17 protein-coding genes are annotated in these 21,285 nt (G+C 49.6%); 13 read left to right on the forward strand and 4 right to left on the reverse strand.

Going from position 1 to position 21,285, the window contains the following annotated elements:
- Position 1: 1 nt before the first annotated feature.
- Complete coding sequence (locus tag DXC57_RS11295; RefSeq protein ID WP_107001714.1) at positions 2 to 766, forward strand: type III pantothenate kinase; 765 nt, start codon at positions 2 to 4, stop codon at positions 764 to 766.
- A gap of 389 nt (positions 767 to 1,155) precedes the next feature.
- On the opposite strand, the gene sstT is transcribed toward DXC57_RS11295, so the two are convergent.
- Positions 1,156 to 2,379, reverse strand: coding sequence for a serine/threonine transporter SstT (gene sstT / locus DXC57_RS11300; RefSeq protein WP_118652668.1), 1,224 nt, complete (start codon positions 2,377 to 2,379; stop codon positions 1,156 to 1,158).
- Between the two features lie 417 nt (positions 2,380 to 2,796).
- Between sstT and DXC57_RS11305 the strand changes: the two genes are divergently transcribed.
- The 5 genes from DXC57_RS11305 (at position 2,797) to DXC57_RS11325 (ending at position 8,804) form a co-directional block, all read left to right on the forward strand.
- Positions 2,797 to 3,306 carry a QueT transporter family protein gene (locus DXC57_RS11305; protein ID WP_107001712.1) on the forward strand — a complete coding sequence of 170 codons (510 nt, stop codon included), beginning with the start codon at positions 2,797 to 2,799 and terminating at the stop codon, positions 3,304 to 3,306.
- 225 nt (positions 3,307 to 3,531) lie between these two features.
- Entirely contained in the window at positions 3,532 to 4,923 is a 1,392-nt protein-coding gene (gene murC, locus DXC57_RS11310; RefSeq protein ID WP_118652670.1) for a UDP-N-acetylmuramate--L-alanine ligase, read from the forward strand.
- A 548-nt stretch (positions 4,924 to 5,471) separates the two neighbouring features.
- The gene (locus tag DXC57_RS11315) at positions 5,472 to 6,536 is read left to right on the forward strand and encodes a DnaD domain protein (RefSeq protein ID WP_118652672.1); all 1,065 of its coding nucleotides are present in this window, start codon (positions 5,472 to 5,474) and stop codon (positions 6,534 to 6,536) included.
- Positions 6,523 to 7,515, forward strand: a complete 993-nt coding sequence (locus DXC57_RS11320) for an ATP-binding protein (RefSeq protein WP_118652674.1) — start codon at positions 6,523 to 6,525, stop codon at positions 7,513 to 7,515. The genes DXC57_RS11315 and DXC57_RS11320 overlap by 14 nt, the downstream gene beginning before the upstream one ends.
- Before the next feature lie 107 nt (positions 7,516 to 7,622).
- Positions 7,623 to 8,804 carry a ribose-phosphate pyrophosphokinase gene (locus tag DXC57_RS11325; RefSeq protein ID WP_022359580.1) on the forward strand — a complete coding sequence of 394 codons (1,182 nt, stop codon included), beginning with the start codon at positions 7,623 to 7,625 and terminating at the stop codon, positions 8,802 to 8,804.
- A gap of 122 nt (positions 8,805 to 8,926) precedes the next feature.
- Here the strand turns inward: DXC57_RS11325 and DXC57_RS11330 are convergent, their stop codons facing one another.
- The 3 genes from DXC57_RS11330 to asnS all read right to left on the reverse strand — a co-directional run bounded on the left by DXC57_RS11330 (position 8,927) and on the right by asnS (position 13,381).
- Positions 8,927 to 10,786 carry an AAA family ATPase gene (locus tag DXC57_RS11330; protein WP_118652676.1) on the reverse strand — a complete coding sequence of 620 codons (1,860 nt, stop codon included), beginning with the start codon at positions 10,784 to 10,786 and terminating at the stop codon, positions 8,927 to 8,929.
- A gap of 5 nt (positions 10,787 to 10,791) precedes the next feature.
- A complete protein-coding gene (locus DXC57_RS11335; RefSeq protein ID WP_117796652.1) occupies positions 10,792 to 11,862 on the reverse strand; it encodes a DNA repair exonuclease in 1,071 nt (356 codons plus the stop codon).
- 127 nt (positions 11,863 to 11,989) lie between these two features.
- A complete protein-coding gene (gene asnS, locus DXC57_RS11340) occupies positions 11,990 to 13,381 on the reverse strand; it encodes an asparagine--tRNA ligase (protein ID WP_022359577.1) in 1,392 nt (463 codons plus the stop codon).
- Positions 13,382 to 13,732: 351 nt separating this feature from the next.
- Between asnS and DXC57_RS11345 the strand changes: the two genes are divergently transcribed.
- From DXC57_RS11345 to glgD, 7 genes are all read left to right on the forward strand, one after another.
- Positions 13,733 to 14,596 (forward strand): DUF6282 family protein, encoded by an 864-nt coding sequence (locus DXC57_RS11345; RefSeq protein ID WP_118652678.1) that lies wholly within the window; start codon positions 13,733 to 13,735, stop codon positions 14,594 to 14,596.
- Positions 14,597 to 14,639: 43 nt separating this feature from the next.
- On the forward strand, positions 14,640 to 15,719 hold the full coding sequence (locus DXC57_RS11350) for a TRAP transporter substrate-binding protein (protein ID WP_118652680.1): 1,080 nt from the start codon (positions 14,640 to 14,642) through the stop codon (positions 15,717 to 15,719).
- 23 nt (positions 15,720 to 15,742) lie between these two features.
- Positions 15,743 to 16,243, forward strand: a complete 501-nt coding sequence (locus tag DXC57_RS11355) for a TRAP transporter small permease (protein WP_107001703.1) — start codon at positions 15,743 to 15,745, stop codon at positions 16,241 to 16,243.
- On the forward strand, positions 16,240 to 17,529 hold the full coding sequence (locus DXC57_RS11360; RefSeq protein ID WP_207722853.1) for a TRAP transporter large permease: 1,290 nt from the start codon (positions 16,240 to 16,242) through the stop codon (positions 17,527 to 17,529). The genes DXC57_RS11355 and DXC57_RS11360 overlap by 4 nt, the downstream gene beginning before the upstream one ends.
- A gap of 138 nt (positions 17,530 to 17,667) precedes the next feature.
- Positions 17,668 to 18,630, forward strand: a complete 963-nt coding sequence (locus DXC57_RS11365; protein ID WP_118652682.1) for a LysR family transcriptional regulator — start codon at positions 17,668 to 17,670, stop codon at positions 18,628 to 18,630.
- A gap of 256 nt (positions 18,631 to 18,886) precedes the next feature.
- Complete coding sequence (locus DXC57_RS11370; protein WP_107001700.1) at positions 18,887 to 20,161, forward strand: glucose-1-phosphate adenylyltransferase; 1,275 nt, start codon at positions 18,887 to 18,889, stop codon at positions 20,159 to 20,161.
- Complete coding sequence (glgD, locus tag DXC57_RS11375) at positions 20,158 to 21,279, forward strand: glucose-1-phosphate adenylyltransferase subunit GlgD (protein ID WP_022359575.1); 1,122 nt, start codon at positions 20,158 to 20,160, stop codon at positions 21,277 to 21,279. The genes DXC57_RS11370 and glgD overlap by 4 nt, the downstream gene beginning before the upstream one ends.
- The last annotated feature ends 6 nt before the right edge of the window (positions 21,280 to 21,285 follow it).

Genomic DNA, 21,285 nt, shown 5'->3' on the forward strand with positions numbered 1-21,285 from the left:
TATGATTTTGGCATTGGATATCGGAAATACGAATGTGGTTCTCGGTTGTATTGCGGATGGGGAAATTCTCTTTACCGAGCGGATGGCGACAGACAGCGGGAAAACAGAGCTTGACTATGCGATTTCCCTGAAAATGGTGCTGGAGCTGCGGGAAATCAAGGTAAGTGAGATCACCGGCGCGATCATCGGTTCGGTAGTGCCGCCGGTTACATCCCTGATGCGGGAGGCGATCCGCAAGGTGACGGGGCAGGAAGCTCTGGTCGTCAATGTGGATATGAATATCGGTCTGGAAGTGCTGATGGACAATCCGTCCTCCGTCGGTACCGATCTAATCGTCGGTGCCGTCGCGGGAATCAACCGGTATCCGGTGCCGCTCATTCTGATCGATATGGGAACGGCAACCACCATTTGTGTGGTGAATGAGAACAAGCAGTACATCGGTGGCATGATTCTGCCGGGAATAGGTGTATCGATGAATTCCCTGACCAGCCGGACCGCCCAGCTTCCGCGCATCAGCCTTGACCCGCCAAAGCGCCTGATCGGCAAGAATACGGTTGAATGTATGCAGAGCGGCGCTCTCTATGGCAATGCGTCCTGCATCGACGGCATGGTAGATCGGATTGAAGAGGAACTCGGCCAGAAAGCCACCGTTGTAGCCACCGGCGGTCTTGCCAGAAAAATCATTCCGCTGTGCCGGCATCAGATAGAATTAGATGATGAATTGTTATTGCGGGGGTTGTGGATTATCTATAAGAAGAATAAATAAGATAAAAGCGGCTGGAAAAAATCAAGCCGCTTTTAAAATGCAATTAAAAAAGATGCAGAAGCACAAATATAGTGCGAGTGATTAATTTCTGTGTTATACTGATACAGCTACCACCCCTAGACAGGTGCGGAAAGGGGGTGTACTGTGTGGGAGGAATACTGTCATTCGTGCTCTCTGTGATAGCCAGCATTGTGGCTTACTATATTTGTAAGTGGCTGGATGGAGATGAGTAGGTAGCAAAGGTTTAAGCCTCCTTTTCAAAAAAGGCGAGCCCCCGGTGTCAGCACACACCGGGGGCTTTTTGTGTACTCTGTGAGTACTGTCATTCGTTTGCCTATTGGCATTATAGCATATGGAAAAATTGATTTCAATATGCATATAATATAATTTTAATAGGTAATCTCCCGTCCTTCTTTTCTCCACTCCCTAAACTGTGCCGCTGCGGAAAGCAGAAGATCACAGGAAGAGTTGAGGGCGGTCTCGACGGAATCCTGCACCACGCCGATGATAAATCCGACACCGATGACCTGCATGGCGATATCGCTTGAGATGCCAAACAGAGAGCAGGCAAGCGGAATTAAGAGCAGGGAACCACCGGCAACACCGGATGCGCCGCAGGCGGAAAGTGCCGACAGGACGCTTAAAATGATGGCGGTCGGAATATCCACCGGAATTCCCAGCGTATTGGCTGCCGCCAGCGTCATGACGGTGATGGTAACAGCCGCACCGTTCATATTGATGGTCGCACCGAGCGGGATGGTAACAGAGTAGGTATTTTTGTCCAGTCCCATTTCCTCGCAGACTTCCATGTTGATCGGGATATTTGCCGCTGAGCTCCGGGTAAAGAAGGCGGTGACCGCGCTTCGTTTCAGACACTTGAAAATCAGCGGGAACGGGTTTTGACGGATGCACCAGTATACGAGAATCGGGTTGGTTACGAAGTAGATAAACAGCATCGCTCCAACCAGTACGGCGAGAAGCCGTCCGTATTCGGTGAATACCTGTAAACCGTTGGTGGATACTGTGTCAAACACAAGTCCGAGAATACCGAACGGGGCAAAGTTGATGATCCAGGTGACAACCTTGGACAGTGCCGCTGCGAAATTGTCCATAATTTCTTTCGTCCGTTCGCTGGCGCCGCGCATCGCCACGCCGAAGAGAACCGCCCACGCCAGGATACCGATGTAGTTTGCCTCTGCGATGGAGGTGATCGGGTTCTTTACGACATTTAATAAAAGTGTCTGCAGGACTTCTGCGATTCCCTGCGGGGCAGAGGTTTCTTCAGCAGCCTGTGCAAGTGTCAGGGTGATCGGGAACAGTTTACTTGCGACGACCGCGATCACAGCGCCGAGCAGTGTGTTGAACAGGTAAAGGCAGATAACGGTGCGGATGATGCCGCCGTGGCTCTGCTTTGCCTGGCAGAGGGAACTGATAACAAGGAAAAATACGAGCAGGGGCGCGATGCCCTTTAATGCGTTGACAAATAGATTTCCAAGGATTGAGATTCCGACTGCCTGCGGAATCACCATTCCCAGAACAGCGCCGAGAATCATGCCGCCCAGAATTCGTTTAGGCAGGCTGATGGCTGTCCAGCGTTCATAGAGTGCTTTCATAAAATACATACTTCCTTTGTGATGATGAAATGGGGTCGACGAGTGTCGGGGAGCTGATTCAAGTGTGCAAATGCAATATCTCCCGAATGATTCAACTGTCTGTGCAGCATCCGGCACAAAATCATGTAGATTCTATTATACAGGAGATAGAAAGAAAGGGAAAGTGCTTTTTTATGGCAGAGTGATAGAGAAATAGAGAAAAAATTTTTGCCCGTGTTCCGTGTGGCCAGTGGCAGAACTTGCAGTGGCGATAAGCGAAAAGAAAACTTGTATTTCTATCTGCTCTATGTTATACTCATACCCGTTGCAAAGCCCGCAAAAACAAGGTCTTACAGGGCTGCCGCCGATTTCCGGCGTAAAATGAATCGAGTGTTCGTGACCTTCCACTCGTAAAACAAAACTAAAGGAGAATTGAATATGAAAGAAAACAACCTGAAAAACACGTATTTTCTGGCGTATGGCGCGGCGATCGCAGCCATCTACGTAGCGCTGACGATGGCATTCCAGCCGATCAGCTTCGGACCGGTGCAGTTCCGTATTTCGGAAGCACTCTGCATCCTGCCGTTCTTTACCCCGGCAGCGATCCCGGGACTCTTTGTCGGATGCTTTTTATCCAATCTGTTCTGCGGGGCAGCCGGACTGGATATCGTATTCGGAAGCCTGGCAACCCTGATCGGGGCAGTCGGCTCCTATGCGCTCCGCAGAAGCAAGGTTTTGGTATGTGTACCGCCGATCCTGGCCAACACGATCATTGTACCGTGGGTGCTCCGGTTTGCATACGGCTCTGAGGATCTGATTCCGTTCATGATGCTGACCGTCGGGATCGGCGAGGTGCTGGCAATCGGTGTGCTGGGAAGCATTCTTCTGGCGGCGTTAAACCGTTATAAAACCATGCTGTTCGGCAAGTGTCTGGCAACGGGACGCTAAGAAAAAGACATAACTTAAATGATATAAAAGATGCATGTTACAGACGGATCGCAGTGCGATGGCTGGCGTGTATCTTTTATTTTTTTTTGCCTTATATTGACAATTTCATGTAAAAGAAGTTAAATTAAAAGGACGTGAAAACACAATGCCTCGCGGTTCCATATCGTTTTTCTATGGCGTCTGCGAAAACAAAAACCGCCTGCGGCGGGGAAGGAATGCACAAATATGAGTAAGAATGTATATCAGATTGATTTTAATAAACCAGAATCCGTCCATTTCATCGGAATCGGCGGTATCAGCATGAGCGGACTGGCAGAGATTTTGATGGACGAGGGATTTACCGTGTCTGGCTCGGACGCACACCGTTCGGAGCTGACCGATAACCTGGAGGCGCGCGGCGCGGAGGTATATATCGGACAGAAAGCGGAGAATATCCAGGATGGCATCGATGTGGTAGTCTACACGGCGGCGATTCACCCGGATAACCCGGAATTTCAGGAAGTAAAACGGCGCGGCATCCCGATGCTGACCCGTGCGGAACTCTTGGGCGAGATGATGCGGAACTATAAAAATGCGATCGCGATTGCCGGAACACACGGCAAAACGACAACCACTTCGATGGTGACGGAGATTTTCTTGCAGGCGAAAAATGACCCGACGATCTCGGTCGGCGGCATCCTTCCGGCGATCGGCGGCAACATCCGCGTCGGCGGACCGGAATTTTTCGTGACGGAGGCGTGTGAGTATACCAACAGCTTCCTATCCTTCTACCCGACGATGGCGGTCATCCTTAATATAGAAGAAGACCATCTCGATTTCTTCAAGGATCTGGCGGATATCCGTCATTCCTTCAAGCTGTTTGCCGAGCGCGTACCGGCTCAGGGCGCGATTGTCATCAACGGCGATATCGAGAACTATCAGGAGATCATAGAAGAGGCAAAAGGCAAGGTTATTACTTTTGGTCACAGCCGCGGCAACGATTACAGTGCCGGTGATATCCAGTATGACGATTACGCGCATCCGTCCTTCGATCTTTATATCGGCGGTGAGAAGAAAGAGCGCCTGACGCTCGGTGTGGCAGGTGAGCACAATGTATACAATGCGCTGGCAGCCATCGCTGTTTCCCTGGAAAATGGCATCTCCATGGACGCCATCCGCGCGGGACTGGCACATTTTACCGGAACCAACCGCCGGTTCGAAAAGAAGGGTGAGGTAAATGGATTTACCATCATCGACGACTATGCGCATCATCCGCATGAGATCGAGGCTACCTTAAAGACGGCGCAGAACTATCCACACAAGACACTCTGGTGCATCTTCCAGCCGCACACCTACACGCGGACGAAGGCATTTCTGCCGCAGTTTGCCGAGGCGCTCTCACTGGCAGATAAAGTCATTCTGGCGGATATCTACGCGGCGCGCGAGACGGACACGCTCGGCATCAGCTCAGAGGATATCGTGAAACTTCTAAAAGAAAAAGGAAAAGAAGCATGGTATCTGCCGACGTTCGATGAAATAGAAAAATTTGTCATGGAACATTGTACACAGGGCGACCTGTTGATAACCATGGGCGCCGGAGACGTTGTAAATGTAGGGGAAAACCTCCTTGCGAAATAGATGCACTCCCAGAGTACATATAGTTATCCACATTATCCACATAGTTTTCAACATATTATGTAAAGGAACTATGTGGATTTTTTGCGCCTAAATGTGAAAATGGCGAAATGCCGAAAATGTTGATAAAATAAGGATTTTGTCGGAGGAAAGGTTATTTTTTGAGGATTTTTGAAGGCTTTTTCCACATTATCCACATTATCCACAATTAAAATAGTGGAAAAATTGGTCTAAAAGTGTCGGCCGCGAACCATAATTAGGAGTATTTCATTTTAAAAAAAGGTATGTTATGATAGGAACAGACGCAGTGAACCTGTGATAAATGGATGAAAACTGTCTTGTCCGGAGCAAAATTGTGGAAAAGTCCGGAAACAAAATCAAAACGGTGGAAAAGTAAGAAAACAGGAAGATTTGGATGGAACAAATAGAGAATATTTCAAAATAAAAGTAAAATACAGCAGTTTGAATGGTTTACACAGCCGCAGGCTGCTGATAGATAAATGGTAACAGGAAATGTGAGGACACAGAATGGCTAAGAGGGAAGTTAGACGATGGGAATAGGATTCAAAAACCGGCTGGCGGTGGGCGCGACGCCGGTTCCGGACGTATTTATTGATACATATATGGCGGGAGCCAGTGGAGAATATGTGAAGGTATATCTGTACCTGCTCCGCCACCAGCAGGAGGAAGTCTCGATCGGACAGATCGCGGACGCGCTCAACCACACGGAGGCGGACGTGCAGCGCGCGCTGGCATACTGGCAGAGAGCCGGGGTGCTGGGAACGGAAGTCGGTGAAGAGGCACAGCGATCGTTTCCGGAGACGCCGGGACAGCAAATTTCACCGGTTTTTGCTTCAACGGAATCCCTGGCAGGCGCTGGTTCCTTTGCGCCATCTGCAAAAACTGCCGCCCGGGAAGCCGCAGCCTGCGATATGTCACGCCTGACCTCGGATGAGTCGTTTAAGCAGCTCATTTATATTGCCCAGCAGTATTTAAACAAGCTGCTCACACCGACGGACTGCCAGATTCTTGGAAATCTCTATTCGAATCTGGGATTTTCCGGGGAATTGCTGGAATACCTGATTGAGTACTGTGTGCAGAACCACCACACCAGCCTGCGCTATATGGAAAAGGTGGCGCTCGGCTGGCATAAGCGCGGCATCAAGGATGTGGAACAGGCGAAAGCGAGCGGCAGGGGCTACACGAAGGGTTCATTCGCGGTTATGCGGGCGATGGGGCTTTCGGACCGGAGCCCGGCGGAGGTCGAGAGTGAATTTATCGAAAAATGGTTCTGGGAGTACGGTTTCACGCGCGAGCTGATCGTCGAGGCGTGCAGCCGCACGATCCGGCAGATACATAAACCGTCGTTTGACTATGCAGACAAGATCTTGCGGGACTGGAAAAATGCCGGCGTCAAGAGCTTCCGGGATGTGTCAGAGCTAGATAAAAAACGGAAGGAAGAAGGCGAGGCGAAGCGCCGGCAGGCGTCTGCCGGCAGCAGCCGTTCTTCCAACCGGTTCCACAATCTGGAGGAACACGGATATGATTACGACGAGATGGTATGGAGCATGATAAACGGAGCGCAGAAGACAGGAGGGGACGATGGCACTCAGTAATTCGCAGTATGAATCGATCATGCGTGTCTATAACCGGACACAGCTTCAGAAGAAACATGAGCTGGACGCGCGGGTTGACGAGGTCTATGAGAAAATACCGGCGGTCCGGGAGATGAACGATGCGATCGCCGCTGCAGCGGTCAAGAGCGCGAAAGAGCTTCTGGCGGGCGATGCGGACGCGGTGAAACGTCTGCGAGAGACAATCGCAGACCTGAAAGAGCAGCGCCAGGTGCTGATGAGCGCCTACGGCTATCCGGCGGACTATCTGGAGATGCAGTATAATTGTCCGGACTGTAAGGATACCGGATACAAAGACGGCAAAAAATGCCACTGTTTCCGTCAGCGGGAGATCGATCTGTTATACGCCCAGTCGAATATCCGGGAAGTGCTGGAGCGGGAGAATTTTTCCCATTTTTCCTATGATTATTTTGATGATACGAAGATCGATCCGCGAAGCGGCAAGACTGCCCGCGCGTATATGGAGCAGGTGACAGCGTTCTGCCGCCGCTATGTGGACGGATTTAAAGAAGAAAAGGGAAATATCTTATTTACCGGAAAAACGGGGCTTGGAAAGACGTTTTTAAGCAACTGCATCGCGAAAGAGCTGATTGAGCGCTGTTTCAGCGTCGTGTATCTCCCGGCGGTGGAGATGTATGAGATATTTTCAAGGGATCGCTTCGCAAACGATGCGACCGATGAGGACCGCGACCGATCCCAGTATTTATTAGAGTGCGATCTGCTGATCATCGACGATCTGGGGACGGAACTGGTGAATACGTTTACGACTTCCCAGCTCTTTTATGTGGTCAACGAGCGCTTAAACCGGAAGAAAGGCACGATCATTTCCACCAATCTGCCGGCTAATGAGATGCGCGACGAGTTCACCGACCGCGTCATGTCCCGGATCATGAGCCAGTATCAGATCATTCCGCTCTACGGCGAGGATATCCGAATCCGAAAAAAGCTGGAAAACCGGTAATGGGTTGACTTATAAGGGACATAATGATATAAAAGAGACGTTAGAATGCGCTAACATATGCAAAAAGTGTATTAACAGAGAGTAAACAGGCTGGAGGAAAATGGAAAATGCTGTACGAAGAGAAAATCATTGAGACGATACCGGTAGGTCCGCTGGGACTGATCCCATTAAAGGGATGTGAGGAGCTGGTAGGCAAGGTAGACAAATATCTGGTGGACTGGAGAAATGAGCGCGAGAGCGAGCACAAGACGTCGATCGCATTTTCAGGTTATCAGAGAGATTCCTACATCATCGGGGCAAACACACCGAGATTTGGTTCCGGCGAGGCAAAGGGCGAGATCAAGGCGTCGGTGCGCGGCGATGATCTGTATCTGATCGTGGATGTCTGCAACTACAGCCAGACATATTCTCTGTGCGGCATGGTAAACCATATGTCCCCGGATGATCATTATCAGGATCTGAAACGTGTCATTGCGGCAGCAGGCGGAAAGGCACGTCGTATCAACGTAATCATGCCGTTCCTGTATGAGAGCCGCCAGCATAAGCGCTCCGGCCGTGAGTCCTTAGACTGCGCGCTGGCACTGGAAGAGCTGGTAGATATGGGCGTTGAGAATATCATTACCTTTGATGCACACGATCCGCGTGTCCAGAACGCGATTCCGCTCAAGGGTTTTGAGACCGTTCAGCCGATTTACCAGTTTATCAAATATCTGCTGAAAAATGAGAAAGAGCTGGAGATCGACAGCGATCACATGATGGTCATCAGCCCGGATGAGGGCGGTATGTCCCGCGCTGTCTTCTTCTCCAACGTGCTGGGACTCGACATGGGTATGTTCTACAAACGCCGCGATTACACCAGGATCGTCAACGGACGCAACCCGATCGTTGCTCATGAGTTCTTGGGATCCAGCGTAGAGGGCAAGGACGTCCTGATCATCGATGATATGATCTCCTCTGGCGAGAGCATGTTAGATGTAGCGAAGGAATTAAAGAGCCGCAAGGCGAGAAAGGTATTCGTATGCGCGACCTTCGGTCTGTTTACCAACGGACTGCAGAAGTTTGACGAGTACTATGAGAACGGTCTGATCGACCGCGTCCTGACCACCAACCTGGTATACCAGACACCGGAGCTTCTCTCCAGACCGTACTATATCAGCGTCGATATGAGCAAATACATCGCGCTCATCATCGATAACCTGAACCACGATGCCTCCTTAAGCGAGCTGTTAAATCCGACTGGACGTATCAATAAGCTGCTGGCGAAGTATCGGGCGGGAATACGGGACTAAAAATAGACCTTTAAAATAGAAACAAAAAGAACGTCATTTCCGGACCAATACATGTCAGAAAATGGCGTTCTTTTTAATGTCATAGGAAACAGGCAATGTCACGGTTATGTATGAAAGGAGTCCTACAACCGCACCTCATGCACCGCAGCTCCTTCTTCCTTCAGCACCCGCATCTCCCTCTCATGACAAGTAAATACAAGAATCTGCCCGGAATAGGCGGTTGGCAGCCATTTGAGGACGGTTCTCAGGCGCTCGTCGTCGTAGAGGACGAAGCTGTCGTCAAAGATGAGCGGCAGCCGGTCTGCATCGCCCTGGATAAAGTGGGCGGCGGCGAGGCGCAGCGCCAGATAGATCTGGTCGGCGGTGCCGCTGCTGACCTGTTCAAGCGGGATCAGCTTCCGGCGGGTGTTTAAAAACGCATTCAGGTTCTCATCAATGCTGATGCTGGAATAAATTCCGCCGGTAATTCCGGCGATCAAGTCGGACGCAGTCTTATTTAAGTACAGGCCGAAAGAATCCCGGATGGTCGTGGAAAGCTCTTTTAAGGTATCAAGCGCCAGATCCACGGAGGCGATCTCCTGATGGATGCGTTCATTTTCATTTAAAATGTGTTTGAGCGCCGCTGCCCGGTCTTTGCAGGCGGATAGGTGCTCCAGCTTTTTCTCTAACTCCCATTGGACGCGCTGCTGTTCCTCGATGACAAGGCTGCAGTCATTCTGCTTTGCCATCAGCGCCGAGATCTGTTCGGAACGTTTTACCAGTGAATCCTCCGAGTTTGTAACGGCGTGGCAGAGCGTGATGAAGCGGTCCAGCCGCTGGGACAAAAGCTTCATAGATTCATCCGAAATCTCGGATTCGCCCAGGTGGCGGCGCAAAATCTCCGATAAAACAGAGGCACTTTTCTCCGCCTCCTGCCTGCGGCGGCTCCGGTGCCGTGTGACGCAGATTCCCAGCATGAGAAGCACAAGAGCGGCGACGCCAAAGATGAGGGCGGTGGGACCAGCTCCCAGCCACGGGGACGGAAGCGGGAAGAACGCCAGATATCCGCAGTATGCCGCGCAGATGGCGCAGATCGCCGCTGTGACAAAGAAAAACACCTGGAAAAACCGGGATCCCTTGCTGGAGGAAGACACCTGTGCATGCTGATAGTCCTGGTAGAGTGTTTCAGCCTGACTGCGGTACGCCTCGATGGACGCCTCGTCCGTAAAGGAAAACTCATCCAGTACCTGACGGCTCTTCTGCAGCCGATCGGATAAATCTTCTTTTTCTATTTTCTGATGTTCCAGTTCATTTCGGACCGAGTCACGCAGCCTTGAGTATTCCTGTAACTGATTCTCATATTTTGGCGAAGAAAGCTCGCGTTCCAGCGCGCGGATCTCGCTAAGAAGGGAGGTATAGTTGACCGAAGCCTCCGGGCTTAACTGGGATTCAAATTGTTTGCGCTGATTTTTCAGATAGGCGGTCGCCTTAGTGATATTGAGCGCCATATTGCCAGAGGTATTCATGTTAGCAATATAGTTTTTCAGTTCTGAAACCATGCCTTCATCGGTCGCACTCTTTAACTGGCTGATGCTGATGGTGTTGTTGTACATGGTTTCACTCATGCCGCCCAAAATTTCCTGCAAAACGGCGCGGCCGTCCGGTTCCTCGCGTCCGGTCGCCTCGTTGATGACGGTAAATTCCTTCTTATTTTTCTGGAACGAGCGCTCGATCCGGTAAATGGTGCCGTCGTCGGATTCAAGCCGGAGCTGCCCCTCGTAGGTGCCGCTGTTTTCCCACGGCTCATATTTGCTGTAGATGTCGTTTCTGGCGGCGCGCCCCCTCTGACGCTCGATGCCGAAGAGCATGCCGCGGATAAAGGTGTGGATTGTGGATTTGCCAGCTTCATTTTTACCGTAAATGACGTTTAACCCGTCCTCAAAGGAGACGGCTGTGTCATGAAATTTTCCAAACCCACTGATATAAAGATCAAGAAAACGCATGGAAGCTAACTCCTTTCATCGGTGGTGAGAAGCAGGGCGTGGATGCCGTAAAACAGCGCCTTTTTCTCCACCGGACTCATGTCCGGTTTTTTCAGTGCCTGGATGTAAAAGCCGATCATATCGCTTGGATGCTCGGCAAACAGGGCGGAAAAATCGTATTGCGGTTCCGTCTCATCGATGATATCCGCGATGCGGAAACGCAGTTTTAAGGCGTCCAGATCGAAGGAAATATCAGGATCGCGCATGCCCTGCACCTTGAAGCGGAAAATATTGTCATTGCCGCGCTGTTCGATCTCATGGGCGATTTTTAAGTAAAGCTCCGTGTTGGTCGTATCCGGCGTGACGCGGACGATGAGCGGGATGTATCGGAGCTTCGCCATCGGAATAAAGTCCAGTGTCGTTACCTGACAGCTTTCCGGGTCGATCTCGCCGTAAAGGATGCCGTGCCTGCCGGTCTCGGTCTTATCAAGCGGTTCCGGGGAACCGCAGTATGCCATCTTTTTGTCCAGTAGGATCTCTGGCCTGTGGATGTGCCCCAGTGCGATATACGAAAATCCGGAGGAAGCCAGCGCCGCCCGGTCGATCGGGACGTGGTTCGCGTCGCCGCCGTGCCCCAGCAGAATGTGGATTTTTCCATCCTCCGGTGCTTCAAGAGCATCAAGGCGCGGCTCCGGGATCTCCGCAGTATAGTAAGAAAAGCCGGTCACCTCGGTGTTGATATCCTCAAAATAGACGGATGAGACATCCTCACTTTCCAGAAACGTCACGTTGGAAGCCCAGGAAAAGCTTAAAACAGCTGAATTTTTGCGGATCCGGTCGTGATTGCCCGCGATAATGACAACCTGTGTCTGCGGGATCGTGGAAAACAGGTAATTGACCTCTTTCAGGTCGCGCAGCAGCGGTTGGCGGTGGAACAGATCCCCCGCGATGAACAGGCAGTCCACGCGCAGTTCCTTTGCCTTGGCGATGATGGCGGTAAACGTATCGCGGATATCGCGGCTGCGCTCCCGGCTCCACGGCTTGTCGCTGTCCGGGGACATGCCCCAGTGGATATCGCCGGTATGGATAAATTTCACATTCTCTCCCCCTTTCAGGAGTCTGTCGCTCCGTATGTACATATTAAAATAATAATAGAAAAGGGACTGCTGCAAATAGCAGAAAGCAGATTCCAGTATTTGCGACAGCCCCATAGTTGCTTATTGTTTACAGTTCACAGTTGTTTACGGTTCTCGGGAACGGGATGACATCACGGATGTTGGAAACGCCGGTTAAGTACATCACGCAGCGCTCGAATCCAAGACCAAATCCGGAGTGTCTTGCGGAACCGTATTTACGCAGATCCAGATAGAAACCGTAGTCCTCTTTTTTGAGTCCAAGCTCGTCCATACGCGCCTCTAACTTCTCTAAGTTGTCCTCTCTCTGGCTGCCGCCGATGATCTCGCCGATGCCCGGTACGAGACAGTCCATCGCTGCAACGGTCTTGCCGTCCTCGTTCATCTTCATGTAGAATGCCTTGATCTCCTTCGGATAATCGGTAACGAAGACCGGTTTCTGGAAGATCTTCTCGGTTAAGTAGCGCTCATGCTCGGTCTGTAAGTCACAGCCCCAGAATACCTTGTAGTCGAATTCGTCGTTGTGCTCTTCGAGGATGCGGACAGCCTCGGTGTAGGTTACATGACCGAACTCGGAATTTAATACGTGGTTTAAGCGGTCAAGGAGTCCCTTGTCGATGAACTGGTTGAAGAAATTCATCTCTTCCGGTGCGTGCTCTAAGACGTAGCGGATGACATATTTTAACATATCCTCGGCAACTTCCATGTTGTCGTTCAGATCCGCAAATGCCATCTCCGGCTCGATCATCCAGAACTCAGCTGCATGACGGGTCGTGTTGGAGTTCTCTGCGCGGAAAGTCGGTCCGAAGGTGTAGATATTGCGGAATGCCATCGCGTAGGTCTCGCCGTTTAACTGACCGCTGACAGTTAAGTTAGTTGGTTTTCCGAAGAAATCCTGGGAGTAGTCAACCGTGCCGTCGTCCTTTTTCGGAACATTGTTCAGATCCATCGTGGTAACCTGGAACATCTCACCGGCGCCCTCGCAGTCACTTGCGGTAATCAGTGGAGTGTGGACATACACGAAATCGCGCTCCTGGAAATACTGATGGATCGCGTAAGCTGCCAGGGAACGTACACGGAACACAGCCTGGAAGGTGTTAGTTCTCGGACGCAGGTGGGAGATGGTACGCAGATACTCAAGGCTGTGGCGTTTCTTCTGAAGCGGATAATCCGAAGCGGACGGTCCCTCAACGGCTACCTCGGTCGCCTGAATCTCGAACGGCTGCTTTGCCTCCGGGGTTGCAACCAGGGTACCTTTTACGATAATGGATGCGCCTACGTTTAACTTGGAGATCTCCGCAAAGTTCGGCATTGTATCATGGTAAACAACCTGAAGCGTCTCAAAGTAGCTGCCATCGCTCACAACGATGAAGCCAAAGTTCTTGGAACCGCGCACGCTTCGTACCCAGCCGCCGATCTGAACTTCTTTGTCCAGATACGTCTCTCTGGAACGGTAAATTTCTCTTACAGTGGTTAAATTCATCTCAGTAAACTCCTTATTTTGCAAAATAAACTTTCTCATGCGGACTGCCCTGCAGTGTGCAGACCGTGTTTAACTTTCATTATACTGTATTTTTCTTGTAGATTCAAGGGACGGAGGGAAATTTGCTAGGGGAAGAAACCTGCCCGTATAAAAAGTGACAGCTTTAAAAATTAACAAAAACAAATGCAAAAACAGAAGGAAAGGGCAGAAAACAAGCTGGGTATTGTGTCAACTCTGTGAATACTTGTTTTACAGAGACAAATGCCCGGTGTTAGAATGGGGATAAAGAAAGAAAACCGCGGAATACTTTCAAAGAGTCTATCAAACGGAAAGGGTGTAGACAGAAGAATTATGACTGAACTTGACGCAAATAAAAAAGCGGAAGAGCTTCTGAAAGGTGCGTACGATTTACATGTACATTCATCGCCCTCTGTTTTTCCGAGAGAATTGGATGGATTCCAGTTGATCCGGGAGGCAGACGCAGCAGGAATGGCGGGAGTGATGCTGAAAAGTCATTATGAATCAACGGCTTTGCGGGCAGAACTGATCAACCGCTACAGCGGCTGTAAGGCGAAAGCGTATGGCGGGCTCTGCCTCAACTGCCCGGCAGGGGGCTTGAATGTATACGCGGTGAAAAATGCATTGCGGGCGGGGGCAAAAATTGTATGGATGCCGACCCGGGATGCGAAAAACAGCCTAGTATTCGGAAACATGGAGGGAGATTTCTTTGACCGCAGGGGTATTACCATTCTGGAACAGGATGGAACATTAAAAGAATGCGTCTACGACATCATGGATGCTATCAAGGAAAAGGACGCATTTCTGGCAACAGGGCATATCAGCCCGGAGGAATCCCTGATTTTATGCAGGGAAGGACGGAAACGGGGGGTCAATATGATTTTGACACATCCAGAGTTTCCAAGGACGAGAATAGGAAGAGACGATCAGGCGGAACTGGCGAAGCTGGGGGTTGTGATTGAGAAGAACTGGTTCAATCTGGCACAGAAAAGTGTGATGCCGGAAGAGATGGCAGAGACGATTCGGACCGTCGGAAGCGGACACGTATATCTGGCAACGGACCGCGGGCAGAAAGGGGCACCGACACCCGTTTCGGAATTGAAACGGTTTATCGCCGTGATGCTGACCTGTGGGATTGCGGAAGCACAGATACGGGACATGGTCCAGAAGGTACCGGAAGAAATGGTATGCAGATAAATTTATATAAATGCACATTTTTTTAGAAGGAGGATTTTACATTATGAGGAAAGACAGAGTATTGGCAGGGGCATTAGCAGCAGTGACAGCGTTCAGCATGACAGCGTGCGGCGGCGGACAGGCAGGTGGCACCACACAGGCAGCGGCGGCAGGAACACAGGCGGCAGCCGAGAACACCGCTAACCCGAATGCCGAGACAACACTCAGCATCGGTTATACGACCGCAGCAAACGCGGATGATCCGTATCACTTTACAGCAACCAAATTCAAAGAGATCGTGGAAGAAAAATCCGAGGGCAGAATTGCGGTCAACCTGTATGCGAGCAGTCAGCTTGGTTCCGAGCCGGAGATGTGGGAAGGCATGCAGACCGGAACATGCGACATGGCAGTCATGACGAATGCATATGTTTCTTCTTATGTACCGGCAAACGGTGCATTGGATCTTCCGTTCATTTTTAGCGATCTGGGACAGGCACGTGAGATCGTAGACGGCGATTTCGGTCAGTCCCTGATCGACAATATGGACGGAACAGGCGTTACATGTCTTGCATTTTCTGAGGGCGGATTCCGTCAGTTATGTACAAAGGACAAAGAAATCAAAGCACCGTCCGATTTGAATGGACTGAAGATCCGCTGCATGGAGACAAAGATTTACCTGTCTGCTTATAAGGCACTGGGTGTAAATGCAACCCCGATGGCATGGGGCGAGCTTTTAACTGCTCTGCAGCAGGGTACCGTAGATGGCTGTGATGCACCGTTAAGCGTATTATATACCAACGGTTTCCCGGATATCTGCAAATACATTGATAATGTAAACCTGTTCTATTCTCCACTTCCGGTATGTATTTCTACCAGCGTATATGAGTCCTTATCTGAGGAAGATCAGGCGATTTTAAAAGAAGCAGCACAGGAAGCAGCCAAAGAAACACGTGAAAATAACGATGCAACCGCTGAAAAGATGGAGTCGGATCTGACGTCTCAGGGCATGACGATCGTATCTTCTGAGGATGTAGATACAGAGGCATTCCAGAGTGCCGTACAGCCGTGCTATGACGAGATGGAATCCTACATCGGTTCTGAGTGGGTGGATCAGATTAAATCCCTGACCGGCACGGAGGGGTGATTGCAGAAAGAGGGTTTGACAGCATGAAAAAATTAGAGCAGGTTTCAGACATAATTAATAAGTGCGTCAGTTACATAGGAATGGTGATCTTTATTGTCCTGATTGTTGCCTGTGTGGCACAGGTGTTTTTCCGCTTCATTCTGAATAATTCACTGTCATGGAGCGAAGAACTTGCCCGGTACTGTTTTATCTGGATGCATATGCTGGGCGCTTCCTTGTTGATTGAGGGAAGCGGACATGCTACAGTAACAGCAATCCTGGATCTGATGCATGGAACGCTTCGAAAAATTGTCGATATTATCATTGAATTAGTTATCTTTTTTGATGGAACCGTAATGCTGTATGCAGGCTTAAAGCTTGCGTACAGCTCCAGAACCAACTTGAGTACCGCGCTTTCTGTCCCGATGTGGTGTATCAATTCCTCCGTGGCAGTCGGCGGAATCCTTCTGATGTTCCAGGCATTTGTAGCGATTGCGATGATCGTATCAGCGACAGAGAGAAAGGAGGATAAACCGGTATTATGACACTTGTATTAGTAGTATTATTTGGTCTGATGCTTTTAGGCATTCCGGTTGCATTTGCAATCCTTTCTGCCGGAATGGCATATCTGGCGACAACGGGAGGAAGTATGCTGGTAGTCGCACAGCGGCTGATTTACGGTCTTAACTCCTTCACACTGCTTGCAGTCCCACTGTTTATCTTGGTAGGAAACCTGATGGATTTCGGTGGTATTTCCAAACGTCTGACCGATTGGGCGAAGAGTATTTTAGGCTGGCTTCCGGGCGGACTTGGAATTGTAACCGTATTCAGTTGTGCGATCTTTGCAGCGCTGACGGGCTCCGGTCCGGCGACGGTAGCAGCGATTGGTTCAATTATGCTTCCTTCCATGCTGAAGGCAGGTTATTCCAGAGAAACGAGCGCGGGGTTAGTTGCATCGGCAGGTGCATTGGGACCAATCATTCCTCCGAGTATTCCCATGATTATTTATGGAGTTACAATGAATCTTTCAATTCCGGCAATGTTTATGGCAGGGGTTGTCCCAGGACTTGTTATCGCACTGGCGTTATCGTTAGTCAATGTCGTATTCGCATACAGGAATCCGGAGGTTCTGAAACATGCGAAGACGATGAAGTTTGATTTTAAAGAATCCATGAAATTGTTCTGGAAAGCGCTGGGCGCTCTGGGACTTCCGGTTCTGATTCTGGGCGGTATTTATGGCGGTATCTTTACACCGACCGAATCCGCAGCGGTCGGCATTGTTTATGCGCTGATTCTGGGTTTTGCATTGAAAGAACTGAAAGTAAAAGATTTACCGAAGATCCTGATCAATTCCCTGAAAACATCGACAATGGTCAATTTCATCATCGCGGCGGCGTCCCTGTTCTCCTGGGTTGTATCGAAATCCCAGATCGGAATCGTGATTTCCAATGCATTTATCAGCTTCGTAGGTGGCAGCCAGGCACTTTATCTCTTCGTACTAGTTGTAGTGCTCTTAATTGTAGGCTGTCTGATGGATAACGTAGCGGCAACTCTGATTCTGGCACCAATTTTAATTCCGGTTGGAATTGCACTTGGATGTAATGAACTCCACATCGGTATGCTGTTCTGTATTTGCCTGGTAGTTGGATTCGTAACACCTCCGTTTGGATATAATCTGTTTACGGCGGTTTCGATTTCAGGCTTGAATTTCAAACAGATTGTAAAGGGAGCGCTTCCGTTCCTTTTGACGGAAATATTGCTTCTGTTTGTATTTGCATATGTACCGGGAATCATCACATGGCTTCCGAGACTAATGGGGTACGGATACTAAGTATTAGAAAAATACGTAAGAAAAAGGGGCTGTGAAAAGACAGCAGAAGAGACTTGAAAGGTCAATGCGCTGTTTTTTTACGGCTCCTTTTGGTTAGAATAAGAAAATAGATAGAACTGAGAACTGGCGGAGGAAACAATGAAAATAGGATTCGAAGTTTTTTTGGTGGTAGCCAGAGAAATGAGTATTACAAAAGCTGCAAATGAGCTTCATATTACACAGCAGTGCGCCAGCGATCATATAAAGAGGCTGGAAAAGGAGTATAATGTCGTGTTGTTTGAACGGCGTCCCAAATTCCGTCTGACGCAGGCGGGCGAGATCATGCTTCATAACCTGTTAAATATCCAGATTATGGAGACGAGCATGAGCCGGAGCCTAGCGGGGATAGCGGAGGGGACGGTGGGCGGTTTTACCTTGGGAATCAGTACATCCCGCGCGCCAATCATACTGCCCCGATATTACCAGTGTTACCCGAAGGTAAATATATCCTTTACGGAGGAGGACACACAGATTCTGGAGGAACGCCTGCTGAACGGACAGGTGGATTTATTTATCGGGGTCAATACGTCGCCGCATCCAGATTATAAGATCCAGACTCTGACAACGGACGAGATCATCCTGGTTATCTCCGCCAAGCTTTTGAGGCGGGAATTTACCGAGCAGGAGATCCGGCAGATGGAGGATGGGATTGATTTGAAACGATTTTCAAATATTCCGTTTACGCAGAGTTTCAAGACTGGAAAAGTCAACCATGCGATCCAGGAATATCTGGACAGTTATAATGTAAAGCTCAATGTCATCTATAACATCAGTGACAGTGAGACGCAGATTCTGCTCTGCGCGTCCGGCATCTGTGCGGCGCTGTGTCCGAAAATGCTGCTGGCAGCCGCGTACCGTCACAATCAGACCTGTAAACCGGAGGATGAACTCTATATGTTCCCGATCCGGAACCTGGGACGGGAGTTAAAGATCGAGCTGGTCAGCCATCGGAATGCGATGCATCCGATGTATATACAGGACTTTGTCCATATCTTACAGGAGGAGTTGCCGCGGATTGCAGATTCGATGAGTCTGGAAGAATTGAGAAAGAGTATACAGTAAAAAAGCCTTGAATCGGAAATGCTTTTGAGTCAAAAGTGTCTCAGATTCAGGGCTTTTTTCAGTTCACGGGAGGTTCACTCTCAGATTCCACATCCCGGAATTACGAAAATATTATGTAAAAGGAACGAAAAATGTCGGAAAATGTACAAAATTGGGACAAATTCTATTAAAAATTTGTTCACTATTTTCGTGAAGTATGTTATAATAAAAACAGGTTTAAAATACACATTATATGTGAGCATCGAGGGGTGATATCGTGATTAAAAAGGAAATGATAGCTATGCTGTTGGCAGGCGGACAGGGCAGTCGTCTGGGTGTCTTAACTCAAAAAGTAGCAAAACCTGCGGTTTCTTTCGGAGGAAAGTATCGAATCATCGATTTTCCGTTAAGTAACTGTATCAATTCGGGAGTGGACACGGTAGGCGTTCTGACCCAGTATCAGCCGCTGCGGCTGAATGCACATATTGGAATCGGTATTCCGTGGGATCTGGACCGCAACGTAGGTGGTGTGACGGTACTTCCGCCGTATGAGCGGAGCAAAGGAAGCGATTGGTACACCGGTACGGCGAACGCGATCTACCAGAACCTGGAATACATGGAAACGTACAATCCAGAGTATGTGCTGATTTTGTCCGGCGACCACATCTACAAGATGGACTACGAGGTAATGCTGGAATACCACAAAGCAAACAATGCGGATGTGACGATCGCGGCGATGCAGGTTCCGATGGAGGAGGCAAGCCGTTTCGGTATCGTTATAACCGATGACAACAACCGCATTACGGAGTTTGAGGAGAAACCGGCGAATCCGCGCAGCAATTTAGCTTCCATGGGTATTTACATATTCAGCTGGAAGGTGCTCAAGGAAGCGCTCATCAAGCTCTCGGACGAGCCTGGATGTGACTTTGGAAAGCACATTATCCCGTATTGCCATGCAGCTGGAAAACGTATCTTCGCATACGAGTACAACGGCTACTGGAAAGATGTCGGAACCCTTGGCTCCTACTGGGAGGCAAACATGGAACTGATCGACATCATTCCGGAGTTCAACCTGTATGAAGAATACTGGAAGATTTACACGAAGAGCGATATTATTCCCCCACAATTTATATCGGAGCAGTCCAAGATAGAGCGCAGTATCATCGGCGAGGGCACCGAGGTATACGGCGAAGTCATTAACTCGGTCATCGGAGCAGGCGTTACGATCGGAGAAGGTGCGGTGATCCGTGATTCGATCATCATGAAGGGCACGACGATCGGCGCTGGCACGGTTGTGGATAAGGCGATCGTGGCGGAGGACGTTACCATCGGTGAGAATGCCGAGGTCGGCGTCGGAGAATATGCCGAGAGCAAGTACGACAAGAAGGTATATCAGTTCGATCTGGTAACGATCGGAGAGCGCTCCGTGATACCGGATGGAGTGAAGATAGGACGGAACACAGCGATTTCCGGCGTGACGACGGCAGAAGATTATCACGGCGGCGAGCTGGAGAGCGGCGATTATATCATAAAGGCAGGTGGAATACAATGAGAGCGATCGGGATTGTTTTAGCTGGCGGCAACAGCAAGAGAATGAGAGAATTATCCAATAAGAGAGCCATCGCAGCGATGCCTATCGCAGGCAGCTACCGCAGTGTCGATTTTGCTCTGAGCAATATGAGCAATTCCCACATCCAGAGTGTGGCGGTACTGACGCAGTACAACTCCCGTTCCCTGAATGAGCACTTGAGTTCTTCCAAGTGGTGGGATTTCGGACGTAAGCAGGGCGGCATGTATGTATTCACACCGACGATTACGGCAGAGAGCAGCGACTGGTACCGCGGTACCGCAGATGCGCTGTATCAGAACCTCGATTTCTTAAAGAAAAGTCATGAGCCGTATGTGGTCATTGCAGGCGGCGACTGTGTCTATAAATTGGATTACGGCAAGGTACTGGAGTATCATATTGAAAAGAAAGCGGATATTACCGTAGTATGCAAGGAGATGCCTCCGGAGGAGGACGTTACCCGCTTCGGTCTGGTGAAGTTAAACGATGACGGACGTATCACAGATTTTGAGGAAAAACCGATGCTGGCGACCTCCAGCATGATCTCCTGCGGTATCTATGTAATCCGCCGCCGTCAGCTCATCGAACTTCTGGAGCGCTGTGCAGCAGAGGATCGGTATGATTTTGTTACCGATATTTTAGTCAGATATAAGAACCTCAAACGCATTTACGCGTATAAGTTAGGAACTTACTGGAGCAACATCGCTTCGGTTGATTCGTACTACAAGACGAACATGGATTTCCTAAAACCGGATGTACGCCACTATTTCTTCAAGGAATACCCGGAGATCTACTCCAAGGTAGATGATCTTCCGCCGGCAAAATACAATCCGGGTGCAAATGTCAAGAACAGCCTGGTATCCAGCGGCTGTATCTTAAATGGTACGGTGGAGAACTCGGTTCTGTTTAAGAAGGTATATGTAGGCAATAACTGTATCATCCGGAATTCTGTTATTTTAAATGATGTTTACATCGGGGACAATACAGTGATTGAGAATTGTATTGTAGAGAGCCGTGATACGATCCGCGCCAACACGACGCACATCGGTACGCCGGAAGATGTAAAGATTGTCATTGAGAAGAACGAGCGGTTTACATTATAGGTACAT

Origin of the sequence: Clostridium sp. TF06-15AC (assembly GCF_003481165.1) — a bacterium.
Classification (GTDB): Bacteria; Bacillota; Clostridia; order Lachnospirales; family Lachnospiraceae; genus Otoolea; species Otoolea fessa.

What these genes read in the sequence shown, in the direction of transcription:
- DXC57_RS11295 (WP_107001714.1), top strand. Translation starts at nt 2, where the DNA reads ATGATTTTGGCATTGGATATCGGAAATACGAATGTGGTTCTCGGTTGT.
- sstT (WP_118652668.1), bottom strand. Translation starts at nt 2,379, where the DNA reads ATGAAAGCACTCTATGAACGCTGGACAGCCATCAGCCTGCCTAAACGA.
- DXC57_RS11305 (WP_107001712.1), top strand. Translation starts at nt 2,797, where the DNA reads ATGAAAGAAAACAACCTGAAAAACACGTATTTTCTGGCGTATGGCGCG.
- murC (WP_118652670.1), top strand. Translation starts at nt 3,532, where the DNA reads ATGAGTAAGAATGTATATCAGATTGATTTTAATAAACCAGAATCCGTC.
- DXC57_RS11315 (WP_118652672.1), top strand. Translation starts at nt 5,472, where the DNA reads ATGGGAATAGGATTCAAAAACCGGCTGGCGGTGGGCGCGACGCCGGTT.
- DXC57_RS11320 (WP_118652674.1), top strand. Translation starts at nt 6,523, where the DNA reads ATGGCACTCAGTAATTCGCAGTATGAATCGATCATGCGTGTCTATAAC.
- DXC57_RS11325 (WP_022359580.1), top strand. Translation starts at nt 7,623, where the DNA reads ATGCTGTACGAAGAGAAAATCATTGAGACGATACCGGTAGGTCCGCTG.
- DXC57_RS11330 (WP_118652676.1), bottom strand. Translation starts at nt 10,786, where the DNA reads ATGCGTTTTCTTGATCTTTATATCAGTGGGTTTGGAAAATTTCATGAC.
- asnS (WP_022359577.1), bottom strand. Translation starts at nt 13,381, where the DNA reads ATGAATTTAACCACTGTAAGAGAAATTTACCGTTCCAGAGAGACGTAT.
- DXC57_RS11345 (WP_118652678.1), top strand. Translation starts at nt 13,733, where the DNA reads ATGACTGAACTTGACGCAAATAAAAAAGCGGAAGAGCTTCTGAAAGGT.
- DXC57_RS11350 (WP_118652680.1), top strand. Translation starts at nt 14,640, where the DNA reads ATGAGGAAAGACAGAGTATTGGCAGGGGCATTAGCAGCAGTGACAGCG.
- DXC57_RS11355 (WP_107001703.1), top strand. Translation starts at nt 15,743, where the DNA reads ATGAAAAAATTAGAGCAGGTTTCAGACATAATTAATAAGTGCGTCAGT.
- DXC57_RS11360 (WP_207722853.1), top strand. Translation starts at nt 16,240, where the DNA reads ATGACACTTGTATTAGTAGTATTATTTGGTCTGATGCTTTTAGGCATT.
- DXC57_RS11365 (WP_118652682.1), top strand. Translation starts at nt 17,668, where the DNA reads ATGAAAATAGGATTCGAAGTTTTTTTGGTGGTAGCCAGAGAAATGAGT.
- glgD (WP_022359575.1), top strand. Translation starts at nt 20,158, where the DNA reads ATGAGAGCGATCGGGATTGTTTTAGCTGGCGGCAACAGCAAGAGAATG.